We start from the raw sequence: 17,627 nt of genomic DNA, 5'->3' as shown, positions 1-17,627 counted from the left end.
CCCCCGCGAAGACGGGAAGCCGGTCCGGGCCGGACCCGTACAGACCCGAGGGAAAACACCTTCCATGAAGACAGCCACCGCAGACCCCGCCACGGCCGAGCGGCCGGCCCGGGCCGGGCTGCTCACCCGCATCAAGCGTTCGTACGACCGGCACTGGTACGCCTGGGCCATGGTGCTGCCGGTGGTGCTGGTCATCGGCGTGCTGATCGCCTACCCGCTGGGCCGGGGCGTCTACCTGTCCTTCACCGACGCCAACGAGCTCAACGTCGCCAAGCAGCTCGGCGCCACCGAGATCCCCGCCACCTACCAGTTCGTCGGCCTCGACAACTACTGGCGGGTGCTGTCCGGCGCCGACGGCGAGTTCTACCCCAAGCTCCTGTGGACCGTCGTGTGGACCGTGTCCTGCGTCTTCTTCCACTACACCATCGGCCTGGGCCTCGCCCTGCTGCTCAACCGCAAGGTCAAGGCCCGCTCCCTGTACCGGGTGCTGCTCATCCTGCCGTGGGCCGTGCCCGCCTTCGTCGCCACCTACATCTGGCGCATGATGTACAACTCCGAGTCCGGCATCTTCAACGCCGTCCTCGGCCAGCTCGGCATCGGACCCGTCGACTGGCTCGGCGACACCTTCATGCAGAAGGTCGCCGTCATCGGCGTCAACGTCTGGCTCGGCGTGCCCTTCATGATGGTCGCCGTGCTCGGCGGCCTCCAGGCCATCTCCAGCGAGCAGTACGAGGCCGCCGAGATGGACGGCGCCAGCCCCTGGCAGCGGTTCCGCCACGTCACCCTGCCCGGCCTGCGCCCGGTCAGCGCCACCGTGATCCTGCTCGGCACGATCTGGACGTTCAACATGTTCCCGATCATCTACCTGATGCTCGGTGAGGCGAACTCCCTGCACAGCGAGATCCTCGTGACGTACGCCTACCGCCTCGCCTTCGGCTCCGTCCGCGACTACGCGGGCGCCGCGACGTACGGCATCCTCATCCTCTCCATGCTGCTCGTCTTCGCCGTCTTCTACCGTCGGATGCTCAACCGTCAGGAGGTCGCCCGATGAGCACGGTGACCCAGCCCCGCAAGAACGCCCCGGCGGCCCACGCCGCCGCCGGCAGGCGCGGCACGGCGGGCGCCGGCGCGGGCTCCGGCCGCCGCCGCAAGGTCCGCGGCCGCGAGGAGCGCTCCCCGCTCGCCTCGATCGGACTGCACGGCGCGCTGATCATCGCCAGCCTCGTCGCCGTCTTCCCCATCGCGTACATGGTCTTCATCTCGCTGCGCGGACGGGACGGCTGGACCAAGCCCACCAGCGCCGAGGGCGGCCTGGAGATCAGCAACTACACGTACGTGTTCACGGAGACCGCGTTCCCGCAGTGGTTCGCCAACTCGGTGCTCGTCGCCGCCGGCACGACCGTGATCGGCGTCTTCGTCGCGGCCTCCACCGGCTACGCCATCTCCCGGATGCGCTTCCCCGGCCACAAGTCGCTGATGTGGGTGCTGCTCGTCACGCAGATGTTCCCCGTCGCCGTGCTGATCGTCGCCCTGTACAACATCCTCGGCAGCCTCGGCCTGCTCGACTCGTACCTCGGCCTGATCCTCACGTACTGCTCGGTGTCGGTGCCCTTCTGCGCGTGGATGATGAAGGGCTACTTCGACACGATCCCGCACGAGATCGACGAAGCCGGCCGCGTCGACGGGCTCACCCCGTTCGGCACCTTCTACCGGCTGATCCTGCCGCTGGCGAAGCCCGGCCTCGCCGTGACCGCGTTCTACTCCTTCCTCACCGCGTGGGGCGAGGTCGCCTTCGCCCGCGCGTTCCTGTCCACGGACTCGATGCTCACCCTCTCCGTCGGCCTGCAGAGCTTCATCGGCCAGCACAAGGCGGAGTGGGGCTACCTCACGGCCTCCGCGGTGATCATCACCGTGCCGGCGGGCCTCGTGTTCCTCCTGGTCCAGCGCAACCTCGTCGCCGGGCTCACGGCGGGCGGCACGAAGGGCTGACGGCCGGCCCCAGCGCCGTACACCCCTCGTCCCACGCCAGGCGCCCCGCGCGCCCCCAGACGGCGGTGCCGGTCCGGCCCGACAAGCCCCGTTGCCGGACCCGGCACCGCCCCCATTCCACTCCACCCAGGGAAGACATGACCCAGCACCTTGCCGCCCCCGCCGCCCCGACCACCGGCACGGACACCGGCTGGTGGAGAGAAGCGGTGATCTACCAGGTCTATCCGCGCAGCTTCGCCGACGGCAACGGCGACGGCATGGGCGACCTCCAGGGCATCCGCAGCCGCCTGCCGTACCTGAAGGACCTCGGCGTCGACGCCGTGTGGCTCAGCCCCTTCTACGCGTCGCCGCAGGCCGACGCCGGGTACGACGTCGCCGACTACCGGGCCATCGACCCCATGTTCGGCACCCTCCTCGACGCCGACGCCCTGGTGCGCGAGGCCCACGAACTGGGCCTGCGCATCATCGTCGACCTCGTCCCCAACCACTCCTCCGACCAGCACGAGTGGTTCCAGCGCGCCCTGCGCGAGGGCCCCGGCTCCCCGCTGCGCGAGCGCTACCACTTCCGCCCCGGCAAGGGCGTCGACGGCGAACTGCCGCCCAACGACTGGGAGTCCATCTTCGGCGGCCCCGCCTGGACCCGTGTCGCCGACGGAGAGTGGTACCTCCACCTGTTCGCGCCCGAGCAGCCCGACTTCAACTGGGACCACCCCGCCGTACGCGACGAGTTCCGCTCCATCCTGCGGTTCTGGCTCGACATGGGTGTCGACGGCTTCCGCGTGGACGTCGCCCACGGCCTGGTCAAGGCCCCGGGCCTGCCCGACATCGGCGCCCACGACCAGCTGAAGCTCCTCGGCAACGACGTGATGCCGTTCTTCGACCAGGACGGCGTCCACGAGATCTACCGCTCCTGGCGGCAGATCCTCGCCGAGTACGACGGCGACCGCATCCTCGTCGCCGAGGCGTGGACCCCCACCGTCGAGCGCACCGCCAACTACGTGCGCCCCGACGAGATGCACCAGGCGTTCAACTTCCAGTACCTGGGCACCCACTGGGACGCCGCCGAGCTCCGCAAGGTCATCGACGCGTCGCTCGCCGCGATGCGCCCCGTCGGCGCCCCCACCACCTGGGTGCTGTCCAACCACGACGTCACCCGCCACGCCACCCGCTTCGCCAACCCGCCGGGCCTCGGCACCCAGCTGCGCGAGGCCGGCGACCGCGAACTGGGCCTGCGCCGCGCCCGCGCCGCGACCCTGCTGATGCTGGCCCTGCCCGGCTCGGCCTACGTCTACCAGGGCGAGGAGCTCGGCCTGCCCGACGTCACCGACCTGCCGGACGAGGTGCGCCAGGACCCGTCGTTCTTCCGCGCCACCGGCCAGGACGGCTTCCGCGACGGCTGCCGGGTGCCGATCCCGTGGACGCGCGAGGGCTCCTCGTACGGCTTCGGCTCCGGCGGCAGCTGGCTCCCGCAGCCCGCGACGTGGGGCGACCTGTCCGTCGAGGCGCAGACCGGCGTGCCCGGCTCCACCCTGGAGCTGTACCGCGCCGCCCTGCGCGTCCGCCGCGAGCAGCCCGGCCTCGGCGCGGGCGAGGGCGTGGAGTGGCTGGACGCGCCCGAGGGCGTACTGGCGTTCCGCCGGGACGGGTTCGTGTGCACCGCGAACACCACCGGCGAGCCGGTCCGCATCGACGTGCCCGGCCGGATGCTGCTCTCCAACGAGCACGTCCGCACCAGCGTGGACGGCACCACGGAACTGCCCGCCGACACGACCGTCTGGTGGGCGGTGTGACCGTCCCCCTGTCGCGGGGCGCCGGCGACCTGACCGCCGGCGCCCCGCGCCTCTCGGACATCGCCGCGCAGGCGGGGGTGAGCGAGGCGACCGTCAGCCGGGTCCTGAACGGCAAGGCGGGCGTCGCGCCGAACACCCGCCACCGGGTGCTGGCCGCGCTGGACATGCTCGGCTACGAACGCCCCGTACGGCTGCGGCAGCGCAGCGCGGGCCTCGTCGGACTGCTCATCCCCGAGCTGACGAACCCGATCTTCCCGGCGTTCGCCCAGGTCATCGAGCAAGTCCTGGCCGGGCACGGCTACACGCCCGTGCTGTGCACGCAGATGCCGGGCGGCGCCACCGAGGACGAGCTGGTCGAGCAGCTGGAGGAGCGCGGCGTCACCGGCATCGTGTTCCTGTCCGGGCTGCACGCCGACACCACCGCGGACCCCTCGCGCTACGAGCGGCTGTCCGCGCGGGGCGTGCCGTACGTCCTGATCAACGGCTTCAACGAGCGGATCGACGCCCACTTCGTGTCCCCCGACGACCGGGCGGCCGCGCGCATGGCCGTGCGGCACCTGGTGGACCTGGGCCACGAGCGCATCGGCCTGGCCATCGGCCCCACCCGGTACGTGCCCTCACGCCGCAAGGCCGAGGGCTTCGTGTCGGCGCTGGGCCGCACGCTGGGCGTGGAGCGGCGCATCGCGGAGGGGTACGTCCAGTCGACCCTGTTCGGCGTGGAGGGCGGCCACGCGGCGGCGAGCGTCCTGCTGGACCAGGGCTGCACGGGCATCGTGTGCGGCAGCGACCTGATGGCCCTCGGCGCGATCCGCGCGGTCCGCGCCCGCGGCCTGGACGTGCCGGGCGACGTGTCGGTGGTCGGCTTCGACGACTCGCCGCTCATCGCCTTCACGGACCCGCCCCTGACGACGGTCCGCCAGCCGGTCCGCGCCATGGCCACGGCGGCGGTGGACGCCCTCCTGGAGGAGATCGAGGGCAACCCGGTCCAGCGCACGGAGTTCGTCTTCCAACCGGACCTGGTCGTCCGCGGCTCCACGGCGGCACCGCGACTGTAGGGGCGGGCTCGTCCACCAAGCGGGCCACGGTCCCTGGGCCTCCCGGGAACGGTGGCCCGCGCCCATTCCCGATGCCGCCCCCGCCGATCCGAAACCAAAGGGCCTTTTGCTTGTGCGGTGTTACTTTGGAGCCCTTCGGAATGGGGGGAGCCATGGCATTCGAGGACGAGTGGGAGCAACTGAAGGCTGATGCGCGGGACCGGCGCTCGTCGGCTCTGAGCCTTAATGGGACAGGGAACCAACCCCCTGGAGCCCAGGCCGATCTGGTGGTGCAGCAAGATGACCTGGGTGCCGTCGGAAGTGAGGCGTACAGGCTCCACGGAGAGCTGCGGGAGCGTGCTGACCTGGCGAGTGCCGGGAGCAACAAGGATGGTGCGGGAACGACGGCGCGCGCTGCGGCGGAGCTGCGGAGCAGGAACTTCAACTCGGGCGGCGAGTTGTACACCACGCTCGAGGTGTGGCAGGCGCAGGTACGGACGGTTCTGCAGATGTGCGCCCACATCTCCAACCATTTGGACTACTCGAAGAAGTCACACGCCAAGGATGATGCGGAGATCGCGGCCGATCTCAGGCGACGAGACGGATCAGCCGTGCCGGTGTCAGAGCTGTTGAAGTATGTGAAATGAGGAGGCAGCAGAGTGCTGTCGTTCACGGACCTCATTGAGGTAGACCTGCGCAAGTTAGGTGAGGCTGCCGATGACTGGGCGTCGGCTGCGGCTGGCCTGAAGGAGCTGAGGACCGACGCTTACAGTGGTCTGGTGAGACTGTCGGACGGAGCTGCCTGGGCCGGTCTCAACGCTACTGTCACAAAGGATTTCGTCCGCAAGGCGGCCAAGGAGATCGCGGACCTTGCCCGGGAAGCGCAGAGCATTGAGGCTGTCATACGGGATGCTCACGCTGAACTGTTGGGCATCCAGGCGCGGGCGCGCGAGCTGGCCGCGGAAGCCCGCAAGGGCGACCCTGACCGGGAAGCCGGCCCGGACCCCGGTTTGTTGGTCATGGACGGACCCGACGGCACCGTGAGGGTGATGGAAGCCGCATGCGGGCTGGAGGGGACCTCTCAACGAACCAAGGACCTGATGCAGTGGTACGCCGACACCCTGACGAGCCTTGTGGCACATGCGACAGAGGTTGACGCCGCCCTCACCCGGGCCCTGAAGCGCAGCCACGGAAGCGACCCACACAACGCAGGACACGCAACATATACCTCCCTGGACGAGGACCAGCTGCCACGTGCCATGAGACTGGCCTCTCTCGGAGCGGACGCGAACGCGGCCCAGCGGGCCGAGCTGCGGCGGCTATGGGAGTCGCTGAGCCCCCAAGCCCGTTCGGGACTGTGGACGGGGCAAAAGGACGGGCTTCTCGCGGCCGGCCTGTTGGCACCTGCGATCAAGCAAGCTGCCCCTGACCGAGGTTCCGGGCCCCATGGCGCCGAGAAACCGGGAGTTGATGAGCGCAGGACCCGGGAGATGATGAACGTGGTCGCCGAGGCGGCCGACTGGAAGGGCGACAATGACGCTGCCCGGCACATGGCGCACTACTTGGGGAACAGCGGGACCGACATGGAGCTCCCCGTCGACAAGATGATGACGGAGGTACCCGACTTCCGGGATCACGTGGAGTCCAGCATCAGAGTGCACATGGCCGAATGGCGGGACCAGGCACTCGCCGAGTTCAGAAACAACGGTGGACAACCCGTCGCGATGCGGGTGGAGACAGAGAACCGCGACTTCAGCTTCGGTAAGGACGTCAGCGAGAACTGGTTCTACGCGGTCGGTTCCACCAGGTCGAACGTCACCGGGGTGGTCACCGTCGTGCCGGACTCGAGTGGCCAGCCTCGGGTCAGCCTGGACTATCAGGTCAATGCGTGGGACCGCTACAACTGGGACGAGAACAAGGGGGTGACCATTGACCTTCCCTGGGGGCGGGAGATAAGCATCCCGGACGGACAGATGGCCCGTCTGCACACCACCGGCGTTGCTCGGGAGTTCGATATGGCGGGCAGCAGCTCCGTCAAACATTACGACCTCTCCACCGTGAACCAGGTCCCCCTGCCACCGCCGGATGAGCCCGGGCGCGACGGAGACCGCACGGATCCAGGGCGTGAGCAGCAGGAAGCGCGATAGGGACCACCGATGGACAACACCAGTGCGCCCCGTGGGGAGCGGCAGCCCACACGTCGGCGGCGCATGCCGATCGTATTCACCGTCCTTTTGACGCTTCTCGCTTGCACCGCCGCTGCGGTCGGCGTGGTGTCCTGGATCATTGAGGACGTCTCGTCCGACCTGACGGACAAGGAGATGACTTGCTGCTGGGAGGACGGGGCGACCCCTGCCTGGATGAGCGAACGGATCGGCATCCGCATTCCGGAGACCGCATCCGACCGCCGGGCCGGCTATAAGGTCGGCGAGCGCTACGACACCGGCCTGTTGTCCTTCGTCCTCCGAAGCGACGAGGCGGCGGCGTATACCGGCAGGCTTATTTCCCCGGGCACCACCATGATCGAGAACTTCCGTCCGAAGAAGAAGGGTTGGCGGCCCGCGGCCGCCTTCGGTCACCTCGGGCTGCCGGAGCCGGAGACCCTCGTGCAAGGGTTGCGGAAGACCAGCTTGTGCCCCGACGACCTCGAGACACCGGAAGGCCAGTACCTCCAGCGCTGCATCGACCTCTTCACCCACGAGTTCAAGTCCGGAACCACCCGCGTATACATCCGCTCGACGATCGAACCGTCCATGACGCCCCCTCCATCGAGCGATGCCTCGTAGACCAGGGATGACCGCCCTCCGCGACCGGGGACACCCAAGGGCCGAGACGGTGATCGAGTACCCGAAGCTGGGGTTCGCCGTCGAGCAGGACGTACCGGACGGCGTGCACGCCGCTTACGAGGCGTTGGTCCGGGACGGTTTCACCAGCCGCCTCATCGCGTGACGGCCAGGCACGTGCGGTGCGGATGCCGGGTAGATACGGGGCGTCGAGTGGGTCTTCAGCATGGGGGAGTGCACATGAGTGAGGGTTACGGTCTGGTCGTCCGCTTCACGCTGCGCGACGAGCGGGCGGCCGAGGCGTTCGACTCACTGTGCGCGCGCACCCTGGACGGGATCAGGACCAGTGAGCCGGGCACATTGGCGTACGTCGTGCATGAGCCTGAAGGGGAGCCGCTGGTGCGGGTGTTCTACGAGCTATACGCGGACCGGGCGGCGTTCGACGCGCACGAGGCGCAGCCGCACACCCAGCGCTTCCTGTCCGAGCGTGAGCAGTACCTTGCGGGTGTCGAGGTGACGTTCCTCGAGGTGATGGCGGGGAAGATCGCCGCGCAGCAGTAAGGGAGCGTTTCATGGCGCAGCAGGGCACTGTCGCCGTTGAGCGGATGGGTGGGGTGGGCGCTCGGCGGGTGGAGGGGGCGTTTCGGGAGGTGTACGCGGAGGCGTTCGCCGGGGCGCCGTACCACGAGGGGCCGGACGACGTGGCCGCGGCCTTCGCGCGGTTCCCCACCCTTACCCGGCGGGCCGGCTTCCGCGCCGCCCTCGCCCGCGACGAGGACGGCCAGCCCATCGGCATGGCGTACGGCTACTGCCTCGCGGCGGACGCTGTGTGGTGGGACCACCTCGTCACCCCCGTACCCGACGCCATGCGCCGCGAGGACGGGTACCGGACCTTCGGGCTCATCGAGCTGGCCGTACGGCCGTCCTGGCAGGGGCGGGGTGTCGCGCGGCTCCTGCACCGGACGCTGCTCGACGGCCTCACCGCCGAGCGGGTTTTGCTCAACGTCCACCCCGAGGGCTCGGCGGCCTCGGCCGCCTACCGCGCCTGGGGGTACCGCAAGGTGGGCGAGGCGATCCCGTGGGACGGCGCCGATCTCCACGACGTGATGCTGCTCGCACTGCGCTGACCCCCGCCGTACGGTGCCGGGGCGGCGGCCGCGGGGTGGCTCTCCGGGCGGTCAGAGGCCGTTCACGCCCCTGTAGGGCACCGGCATGCCCGTCTGGGCGTCCAACAGGACGCGGGTGCCCAGCTGGTGCGCCAGGCTCACCGTCAGCCGGCGCGGCATCGCCTGCTTGGTGCAGAACCCGCCGCGCTCTTGGAGATTGTGGCTGTGGTATCCCCGGTGGGACAGGTGCCGCGGGGAGCGAGAGGCAGGCGGACATGACGCGTCACGGGGAAGCGCCGGCCGTGCCCGTACTGGCGACGCGCGCCCTCGTCCGCGAAGCCGCGCGGGCCCGGCGGCTCCTGGACGCGGGGGAGTGGCGCCCCGCACCGGAGGATGCCGACGCGGCCGCCGCCGTCCTGGCCCGGCTCACCGCCCCGCTGCCCGGGGCCGCGCGGGTACGGGATGTCGACCGGGACCGGCGGCTCCAGCGGGTCTTCCGTACGACGCTGCACCACCTCGACGCGGGCGCCGTCACCCCGGCCGCGGCCGCCCTCCTCGCAGCCGTCGCCCGCGCCCTCCTGCCCTGGCACGCCCACCCGAACCCGCCGGTCGCGGCAGCCGCCCCCCGCTACGGGGCGCCGGGGCCCGCGCCGACCGCAGCGGGTGAGGCCCTGCTGCCCGGCCTGATCGCGCTGTTCACCGCCCTCGCCGCGACGAACCCGTCCGGCACCGTCCCACGTACGCCCCCCGCCGTGCCCTGGCAGGTCCCGTACACGGGCTCCTTCCGCCGCCACAGCAGGCCCGCGCCCGGCGTGTGGGCCGCCCGGGCCGTCGCCTGCCGCGGGTGCGGGGGCACCACGGGCCCGTGGACGGTGGTGTGCGACTGGCGGTTGAGCACCCTGTGCTGCCGGTGCGGGGCGGTCGACTGCGAGCACGGCCTCTCCCTGTCCGAGGTCTGGCTCCCGCTGCCGGACGCGTGACCGGGCCACCACGAGGCGGGGCGACCACCACGAGACCGGGGTCACCACGATGCCGGGTGACCGCATGAGTGGGGCAGCGCCGACGCCGTGCTGGTTCGCCCGGCTGCGCCTGACGGGTGACCACGGAGGACCCGCGAGGCTCACGGGCAGGACGCGCCAAGGTTCCCGTGTGGGGACCGGGCCGGCCGGGCGGGCGCGTGAGGGTCGGGTCGGGGCCGCGCCGGGGCGTGGCCCAGGCCGAGCCCTCCGACCGGCCGGACCGGCTTGGTTGAACGTAACACCGCTGCAATCCTTTGCGAAAGGCTTTGCAGAGCCGCGGACCCTGTGGGTTTCCGCCTGATGTCCCGCATGTGAGCGAAGTGTGTCGCAGGGGTTGACCTCGCGCCGGGCGGCTCGTACGGTCACGTCCGAAAACTGTTGCTGCCGTCTTGCAGCAAGAAGATTCATCGGCCTTGCGGGCATGGCGCGTTGCCGTACGAGGCTGCCCCCCACCGCATCCGCACCTCCCTTCCCCAGGAGGAAACATGGCCAGAAAGACCGTGGCAGCCGCACTCGCCCTCGTGGCGGGAGCCGCAGTCGGTGTCACGGCGCCCAGCCAGCCCGCACAGGCGGCCGCGCCCGGAGACAAGGACGTCACCGCCGTGATGTTCGAGTGGAAGTTCTCGTCGGTCGCCAAGGCCTGTACGGACACGCTCGGCCCCGCCGGGTACGGCTACGTGCAGGTCTCGCCCCCGCAGGAGCGCATCCAGGGCCCCACGTGGTGGACGGCGTACCAGCCCGTCAGCTACCGGATCGCCGGACCCCTCGGCGACCGCGCCGCCTTCAAGAGCATGATCGACACCTGCCACGCCGCCGGCGTCAAGGTCGTCGCCGACTCCGTCATCAACCACATGACGGCCGGCAGCGGCACGGGCACCGGCGGCTCGCCGTACACCAAGTACGACTACCCGGGCCTCTACTCCGCGCCCGACTTCGACAACTGCACCGCCCAGATCAGCAACTACCAGGACCGCGGCAACGTCCAGAACTGCGAGCTCGTCGGGCTCGCCGACCTGGACACGGGCGAGGAGTACGTGCGCGGGCGCATCGCCGCGTACCTCAACGACCTGCTGTCGCTCGGCGTCGACGGCTTCCGCATCGACGCCGCCAAGCACATGCCCGCCGCCGACCTGGCCGCCATCAAGGCGAAGCTCACCAACCCGAACGCCTACTGGAAGCAGGAGGCCATCTTCGGCGCGGGCGAGGCCGTGTCCCCCAGCGAGTACCTGGGCAACGGCGACGTGCAGGAGTTCCGCTACGCCCGCGACCTGAAGCGGGTCTTCAACGGCGAGAAGCTCGCGTACCTGAAGAACTTCGGCGAGGCCTGGGGCTACATGCCCTCCGGGCAGTCCGGGGTCTTCGTCGACAACCACGACACCGAGCGCGGCGGCGACACCCTCAACTACAAGGACGGCGCCAACTACACCCTGGCGAGCGTCTTCATGCTGGCCTGGCCGTACGGCTCGCCGGACGTCCACTCCGGCTACGAGTGGTCCGACAAGAACGCCGGCGCGCCGGGCGGCGGTCAGGTCAACGCCTGCTACACCGACGGCTGGAAGTGCCAGCACGACTGGCGCGAGATCAAGTCCATGGTGGCCTTCCGGAACGTGGCCCGCGGTCAGGGCGTCACGAACTGGTGGGACAACGGCAACAACGCCATAGCCTTCGGACGCGGCACCAAGGCGTACGTCGCCATCAACCACGAGGCAGGCTCGCTCACCCAGACGTTCCAGACCTCGCTGCCCGCCGGCACGTACTGCGACGTCCAGAGCAACAGGCCCGTCACGGTCGACGGCTCCGGCCGCTTCACCGCCACCCTCGCCTCCAACACGGCGCTCGCGCTCCACGTGGGCGCCCCGTCCTGCGGCTCCACCGGAGGCGGCGGCACCACCCCGGCGCCCGTCACCAGCGGCGCGTCGTTCAACGTCACCGCCACCACCAGCCCCGGCCAGAACATCTACGTCACCGGCAACCACGCCGCACTCGGCAACTGGAACACCGGAAGCGCCCTCAAGCTCGACCCGGCCGCGTACCCCGTGTGGAAGCTCGACGTGTCCCTGCCCGCCGGCACCACGTTCGAGTACAAGTACATCCGCAAGGACGCCGCCGGAAACACCACCTGGGAGAGCGGCGCCAACCGCGTCGCGACCGTCCCGGCCAGCGGCAAGGTGACGCTCGACGACACCTGGCGCAACTGACCGCACCCGCCCGGCGCCCCGCACCCGCCTCGTGCGGGGCCGGCACGGGCAGGGCCCCGCACCCGTCCCGCGCGGGGCCCCGAGCCCGCAGCACCGAGCCCCGCACCCGGCCCGGGTGCGGGGCCTCCTCTCGTACGACCCTCACCGAGGAGAACCCGCCTTGATACGCCTGAGTCCCCCGGCACGCCACCGGCGGCGGCGCCCGACGCGCAGAGCGGTGGCCGCCCTCGTGGCGGCGACGCTCACCGCGCTGGCCGTCCCCGCCGCCGTCCAGGCGAGCGCCGCGCCCCGGCCACCCGAGCCGCCGTCCGACCGGCGCCTGGCCGCCGAGCCGGCACGGCACGACCTGACCCGCGAGCAGTTCTACTTCGTGCTGCCCGACCGGTTCGCCAACGGCGACCGGGGCAACGACCGCGGCGGGCTCACCGGCACCCGGCTCGCCACCGGCTACGACCCCACCGACAAGGGCTTCTACCAGGGCGGCGACCTCAAGGGCCTCACCCAGCGGCTCGACTACATCAAGGGCCTGGGCACCACCGCGATCTGGCTCGCCCCGATCTTCAAGAACCAGCCCGTGCAGGGTCAGGGCGACAGCGCGTCCGCCGGCTACCACGGCTACTGGATCACCGACTTCACCCAGGTCGACCCGCACTTCGGCACCAACGCCGACCTGGAGCGGCTCATCGACCAGGCCCACGCCAAGGGCATGAAGGTCTTCTTCGACGTCATCACCAACCACACCGCCGACGTCGTGGACTACGAGGAGAAGTCGTACGAGTACCTCTCCAAGGGCGCCTTCCCGTACCTGACGAAGGACGGCCGGCCCTTCGACGACGCCGACTACGCCGACGGGAAGCGCCGCTTCCCGAAGACGGACCCCGACTCCTTCCCGCGCACGCCCGTCGTGCCCGCCGCGAAGAAGGACCTGAAGGTCCCGGCGTGGCTCAACGACCCGTCGATGTACCACAACCGGGGCGACTCCACCTTCGCCGGGGAGTCCTCCACGCACGGCGACTTCGTCGGCCTGGACGATCTGTGGACCGAGCGTCCCGAGGTCGTCGAGGGCATGGAGAAGATCTACCAGCGCTGGGTGCGCGACTTCGGCATCGACGGCTTCCGCATCGACACGGTCAAGCACGTCAACACCGAGTTCTGGACCCAGTGGGCCACCGCCCTCGACGAGTACGCCGCCGAGCGGGGCCGCGACGACTTCTTCATGTTCGGCGAGGTGTACTCCTCCGACACCTCCGTCACCTCGCACTACGTCCGCGAGGGCCGCCTCGACGCCACCCTGGACTTCCCGTTCCAGGAGGCCGCCCGCCAGTACGCCTCCCAGGGCGGCTCCGCCAGGAAGCTCGCCGCGCTCTTCGGCGACGACCACAAGTACACGACCGACAAGGCCAACGCGTACGAGACGGTCAACTTCCTCGGCAACCACGACATGGGCCGCTTCGGCGCGTTCCTCAAGCAGGACAACGCCGGCGCGTCCGACGCCGAACTCCTCAAGCGGTACGCCCTCGCCAACGAGCTGATGTTCCTCAGCCGCGGCAACACCGTCGTCTACGCGGGCGACGAGCAGGGCTTCACCGGCCCGGGCGGCGACAAGGACGCCCGCCAGACGCTCTTCGCCTCGAAGACCGCCGACTACCTGGACGACGACCAGATCGGGACCGACCGCACCCACGCCGACGACGCCTACGACACGCGGCACCCGCTGTACCGGCAGATCGCCGCGCTCGCGGGGCTCCGCAGGGCCCACCCGGCCCTCGCGGACGGCATCCAGATCGAGCGCCACGCCGACCAGGGCGCCGGGGTGTACGCGTTCTCCCGGATCGACGCGAAGGCCCGCACCGAGTACGTCGTCGCCGTCAACAACGCCACCGAGGCGAAGACCGCCGAACTGGCCACCGAGTCCGCCGGCACCGCCTTCCGCCCCGTCCACGGCGACGCCCGGGCCGTGACCAGCGGCGGCGACAAGAAGATCACCGTCACCGTCCCGGCCCTGTCCGCCGTCGTCCTCAAGGCCGACAAGCCCCTCGCCGCCCCCGCCACCGCGCCGTCCGTCGAGCTGAAGGCCCCCGCCGCGGGCGCCTCCGGCACCGTCCAGGTCACCGCGGACGTCGACGGAGGGCAGCTCAACCGGGTGGTCTTCGCCGCCCAGCAGGGCAACGGCAGGTGGCAGGTCCTCGGCACCGCCGACCACGCCCCCTACACGGTGACCCACAAGATCACCGCCCCGGCCGGCACGCCCGTCCGCTACAAGGCCGTCGCCGTCGACACGGCCGGCCGCACCGCGAGCGACCTCGCCGCCACCACCGCCGGCCAGGCCCCGGCCACCCCGGCGCCCACCGCCACCCAGCGCGACTACGCGATCGTCCACTACAAGCGCGCCGACGGCGACTACACCGACTGGCGGCTCTACGCCTGGGGCGACATCGCCGAGGGCGAGGCCACCGAGTGGCCCGAGGGCCACGCCTTCACCGGCCGCGACGCGTACGGCGCCTTCGCGTACGTCAAGCTGAAGCCGGGCGCGGCGAGCGTCGGCTACCTCGTCATCGACAAGAACGGCAACAAGGACGTCTCCGCCGACCGGACCATCGACCTGTCGAAGACCGGCGAGGTGTGGGTCGAGCAGGGCAAGGAGGCCGCGCTCGACCAGCCGCCCGCCGGCGCCTACCCGCCGCAGGACACCTCCAAGGCCGTCCTGCACTACCACCGCCCCGACGGCGCCTACGACGGCTGGGGCCTGCACGTGTGGACCGGCGCCGCGACGCCCACCGACTGGTCCAAGCCGCTGATGCCGGTCCGCACCGACGCGTACGGGGCCGTCTACGAGGTGCCGCTCGCCCAGGGCGCCACGTCGCTGAGCTACATCCTCCACAAGGGCGACGAGAAGGACCTGCCCGCCGACCAGTCGCTGAACCTCACGGCCGACGGCCACGAGGTGTGGATGCTCGCCGGACAGCCCAAGTACCTGCTGCCGCAGCCCAAGGGCGGCGGCGCGGCACTCGACCTCGCCAAGTCCACCGCCGTGTGGATCGACGAGACGACCGTCGCCTGGAACGCCTCGGCCGCCGCGGCCTCCAGCCAGCTCGTGTACTCGCCCACCGGCTCCCTCGCCGTGCGGGACGGCGCCCTCACCGGCGAGGACCGCGCCCACTGGCTGCGGCTGAACCGCACGGCGCTCACCGACGCGCAGAAGGCCGCCTTCCCGCACCTGGCGAAGTACACCGCGTACTCCGTCGACCCGCGCGACCGCGACCGGATCCGCACCGCCCTGCGCGGCCAGCTCGTCGCCACCCAGCGCGCCGCCAACGGCGCCCTGCTCACCGCGACCGGTGTGCAGACCGCCGGGGTCCTCGACGCCCTGTACGGCGAGAAGGCCAGGACGAAGGCGCTCGGCCCGGTCTTCCGGGGCGGCGCGCCCACCCTGTCCGTGTGGGCGCCGACCGCCCAGTCCGTCGCCCTCGAACTCGACGGCCGCACCGTCCGCATGAAGCGCGACGACACCACGGGCGTCTGGTCCGTGAAGGGCTCGAAGTCCTGGACGGGCAAGCCGTACCGGTACGTCGTCACGGTCTGGGCGCCCAGCGCCGGCAAGATCGTCACCAACCGGGTCACCGACCCGTACTCGACCGCCCTCACCACCGACTCGGCGCGCAGCCTCGTCGTCGACCTGTCCGCGCCCGAGCTGGCCCCCAAGGGCTGGGCGTCGCTGCGCAAGCCGGCCGCCGTCCCGCTGCGCGACGCGCAGATCCAGGAACTGCACGTCCGCGACTTCTCCGCCTCCGACCCCACGTCGAAGCACCCCGGCGGCTACCTCGCCTTCACCGACCGCGACTCGGCCGGCATGAAGCACCTGACGAAGCTCGCCCGCAGCGGCACCTCGTACGTGCACCTGCTCCCGGCCTTCGACATCGGCACCATCCCCGAGAAGAAGTCCGCGCAGACCACCCCCGACTGCGACCTGAAGGCGTACCCGGCCGACTCCGAGAAGCAGCAGGAGTGCGTCGCGAAGGCCGCCGCGAAGGACGCCTTCAACTGGGGCTACGACCCGCTGCACTACACCGTGCCCGAGGGCTCGTACGCCTCCGACCCGGAGGGCACCCGCCGGACCGTCGAGTTCCGGAAGATGGTCCAGTCCCTCAACGGCGCCGGACTGCGCACCGTCATGGACGTCGTCTACAACCACACCGTCGCCTCCGGCCAGGACGACAAGTCCGTCCTCGACCGGATCGTGCCCGGCTACTACCAGCGGCTCCTCGCCGACGGCTCCGTCGCCACCTCCACCTGCTGCGCCAACACGGCGCCCGAGAACACCATGATGGGCAAGCTCGTCGTGGACTCGGTCGTCACCTGGGCGAAGGAGTACAAGGTCGACGGCTTCCGCTTCGACCTGATGGGCCACCACCCGAAGGAGAACATCCTCGCCGTCCGCGCGGCGCTGGACGCCCTGACCGTCGAGAAGGACGGCGTCGACGGCAAGAAGATCATCCTGTACGGCGAGGGCTGGAACTTCGGCGAGGTCGCCGACGACGCCCGCTTCGTCCAGGCCACCCAGAAGAACATGGCCGGCACCGGCATCGCCACGTTCTCCGACCGGGCCCGCGACGCGGTGCGCGGCGGCGGCCCCTTCGACGCCGACCCCGGCGTCCAGGGCTTCGCCTCCGGCCTCTACACCGAGCCCAACGGCTCGGCCGCCAACGGCACCCCGGCCGAGCAGAAGGCCCGCCTCCTGCACTACCAGGACCTGATCAAGGTCGGCCTCTCCGGCAACCTGGCGGACTTCACCTTCACCGACACCTCCGGCAAGCGCGTCAAGGGCGCCGAGGTCGACTACAACGGCCAGCCCGCCGGGTACGCCGCCGCCCCCGGCGACGCCCTCGCCTACGCGGACGCCCACGACAACGAGACCCTGTACGACGCGCTGGCCTTCAAGCTCCCGGCGGGCACGTCCCCGGACGAGCGGGCCCGGATGCAGGTCCTCGCCATGGCCACCGCCGCGCTCTCCCAGGGCCCCGCCCTGTCGCAGGCCGGCACGGACCTGCTGCGCTCGAAGTCCCTGGACCGCAACTCGTACGACAGCGGCGACTGGTTCAACGCCCTCCACTGGGACTGCCGCCTCGGCAACGGCTTCGGGCGCGGACTGCCGCCCGCCGCCGACAACCGCGACAAGTGGCCGTACGCCAAGCCGCTGCTGGCCTCGCCCGGGCTGAAGGCGGGCTGCGCGCAGATCGACGGCGCCTCGGCCGCCTACCGGGACCTGCTGAGGATCCGCACCACCGAGCGGGCGTTCAGCCTCGCCACGGCGGAGCAGGTGCAGTCGGCGCTGTCGTTCCCGCTGTCCGGGCGGGACGAGACGCCGGGCGTGATCACCATGCGCCTCGGCGACCTGGTCGTCGTCTTCAACGCCACGCCCGAGCGGCAGGAGCAGACCGTTCCCGCCCTCGCCGGCAAGGGCCACGCCCTGCACCCGGTCCAGGCGGGCGGCTCGGACGCGACGGTGAAGACGGCCGCGTACGAGGAGGCCACCGGAACCTTCACGGTCCCGGCCCGCACGGTCGCGGTCTTCACCGCGAAGTAGCCCCGCCCCGCGGACACGGCGCCCCCTCCCCACCCGGGGAGGGGGCGCCTTCGCGTACGGGGTGCCTTCGCGTACGGGGTGCCGTGGCGCGCGGGGGGCCGGGTGCCTGCGCGTGCGGCGGGGT

General features: G+C 71.0%; 12 protein-coding genes and 1 pseudogene. All 13 read left to right on the top strand.

The features are described from left to right. The first annotated feature begins 64 nt into the window (after window positions 1-64). The 13 genes and pseudogenes from ACSUPT_RS07450 (at window position 65) to pulA (ending at window position 17,503) form a co-directional block, all read left to right on the top strand. Window positions 65-1,051 carry a carbohydrate ABC transporter permease gene (locus tag ACSUPT_RS07450; protein ID WP_399217272.1) on the top strand — a complete coding sequence of 329 codons (987 nt, stop codon included), beginning with the start codon at window positions 65-67 and terminating at the stop codon, window positions 1,049-1,051. Continuing rightward, window positions 1,048-1,989, top strand: coding sequence for a sugar ABC transporter permease (locus ACSUPT_RS07445; protein WP_436943790.1), 942 nt, complete (start codon window positions 1,048-1,050; stop codon window positions 1,987-1,989). Before ACSUPT_RS07450 ends, ACSUPT_RS07445 begins: the two co-directional genes overlap by 4 nt. Window positions 1,990-2,126: 137 nt before the next feature. Next, complete coding sequence (locus ACSUPT_RS07440) at window positions 2,127-3,779, top strand: glycoside hydrolase family 13 protein (RefSeq protein ID WP_361660470.1); 1,653 nt, start codon at window positions 2,127-2,129, stop codon at window positions 3,777-3,779. Then, window positions 3,767-4,834 (top strand): LacI family DNA-binding transcriptional regulator, encoded by a 1,068-nt coding sequence (locus tag ACSUPT_RS07435; RefSeq protein WP_436943788.1) that lies wholly within the window; start codon window positions 3,767-3,769, stop codon window positions 4,832-4,834. Before ACSUPT_RS07440 ends, ACSUPT_RS07435 begins: the two co-directional genes overlap by 13 nt. A 152-nt stretch (window positions 4,835-4,986) precedes the next feature. Further along, window positions 4,987-5,460, top strand: a complete 474-nt coding sequence (locus ACSUPT_RS07430; RefSeq protein WP_399217275.1) for a hypothetical protein — start codon at window positions 4,987-4,989, stop codon at window positions 5,458-5,460. Between the two features lie 12 nt (window positions 5,461-5,472). After that, a complete protein-coding gene (locus ACSUPT_RS07425) occupies window positions 5,473-6,960 on the top strand; it encodes a hypothetical protein (protein WP_436943785.1) in 1,488 nt (495 codons plus the stop codon). Between the two features lie 9 nt (window positions 6,961-6,969). Then, a complete protein-coding gene (locus tag ACSUPT_RS07420) occupies window positions 6,970-7,599 on the top strand; it encodes a hypothetical protein (protein WP_399217277.1) in 630 nt (209 codons plus the stop codon). A 43-nt stretch (window positions 7,600-7,642) separates the two neighbouring features. Continuing rightward, window positions 7,643-7,762, top strand: a pseudogene (locus ACSUPT_RS07415) (YdcF family protein); the annotation flags it as partial. A 74-nt stretch (window positions 7,763-7,836) separates the two neighbouring features. Next, on the top strand, window positions 7,837-8,157 hold the full coding sequence (locus ACSUPT_RS07410; RefSeq protein WP_436943783.1) for a putative quinol monooxygenase: 321 nt from the start codon (window positions 7,837-7,839) through the stop codon (window positions 8,155-8,157). 11 nt (window positions 8,158-8,168) lie between these two features. Further along, complete coding sequence (locus tag ACSUPT_RS07405; protein WP_399217280.1) at window positions 8,169-8,723, top strand: GNAT family N-acetyltransferase; 555 nt, start codon at window positions 8,169-8,171, stop codon at window positions 8,721-8,723. 254 nt (window positions 8,724-8,977) lie between these two features. Beyond that, on the top strand, window positions 8,978-9,682 hold the full coding sequence (locus ACSUPT_RS07400) for a hypothetical protein (RefSeq protein ID WP_436943781.1): 705 nt from the start codon (window positions 8,978-8,980) through the stop codon (window positions 9,680-9,682). Between the two features lie 524 nt (window positions 9,683-10,206). Further along, window positions 10,207-11,919, top strand: a complete 1,713-nt coding sequence (locus ACSUPT_RS07395) for a carbohydrate-binding module family 20 domain-containing protein (RefSeq protein WP_365727762.1) — start codon at window positions 10,207-10,209, stop codon at window positions 11,917-11,919. A gap of 163 nt (window positions 11,920-12,082) precedes the next feature. After that, a complete protein-coding gene (pulA, locus tag ACSUPT_RS07390) occupies window positions 12,083-17,503 on the top strand; it encodes a pullulanase-type alpha-1,6-glucosidase (RefSeq protein WP_436946180.1) in 5,421 nt (1,806 codons plus the stop codon). Window positions 17,504-17,627 lie beyond the last annotated feature (124 nt).

Origin of the sequence: Streptomyces sp. SudanB25_2051 (assembly GCF_964272635.1) — a bacterium.
Lineage (GTDB): Bacteria > Actinomycetota > Actinomycetes > Streptomycetales > Streptomycetaceae > Streptomyces.
Note: the sequence above shows the minus strand (reverse complement) of the source record. Positions and strands in the feature narration are given on the sequence as shown.

Bases quoted from the DNA above. Each gene is read 5' to 3' on its own strand.
- ACSUPT_RS07440 (WP_361660470.1), top strand. From the start codon at position 2,127: ATGACCCAGCACCTTGCCGCCCCCGCCGCCCCGACCACCGGCACGGAC.
- ACSUPT_RS07395 (WP_365727762.1), top strand. From the start codon at position 10,207: ATGGCCAGAAAGACCGTGGCAGCCGCACTCGCCCTCGTGGCGGGAGCC.
- ACSUPT_RS07430 (WP_399217275.1), top strand. From the start codon at position 4,987: ATGGCATTCGAGGACGAGTGGGAGCAACTGAAGGCTGATGCGCGGGAC.
- ACSUPT_RS07420 (WP_399217277.1), top strand. From the start codon at position 6,970: ATGGACAACACCAGTGCGCCCCGTGGGGAGCGGCAGCCCACACGTCGG.
- ACSUPT_RS07410 (WP_436943783.1), top strand. From the start codon at position 7,837: ATGAGTGAGGGTTACGGTCTGGTCGTCCGCTTCACGCTGCGCGACGAG.
- ACSUPT_RS07405 (WP_399217280.1), top strand. From the start codon at position 8,169: ATGGCGCAGCAGGGCACTGTCGCCGTTGAGCGGATGGGTGGGGTGGGC.
- ACSUPT_RS07400 (WP_436943781.1), top strand. From the start codon at position 8,978: ATGACGCGTCACGGGGAAGCGCCGGCCGTGCCCGTACTGGCGACGCGC.
- ACSUPT_RS07445 (WP_436943790.1), top strand. From the start codon at position 1,048: ATGAGCACGGTGACCCAGCCCCGCAAGAACGCCCCGGCGGCCCACGCC.
- ACSUPT_RS07450 (WP_399217272.1), top strand. From the start codon at position 65: ATGAAGACAGCCACCGCAGACCCCGCCACGGCCGAGCGGCCGGCCCGG.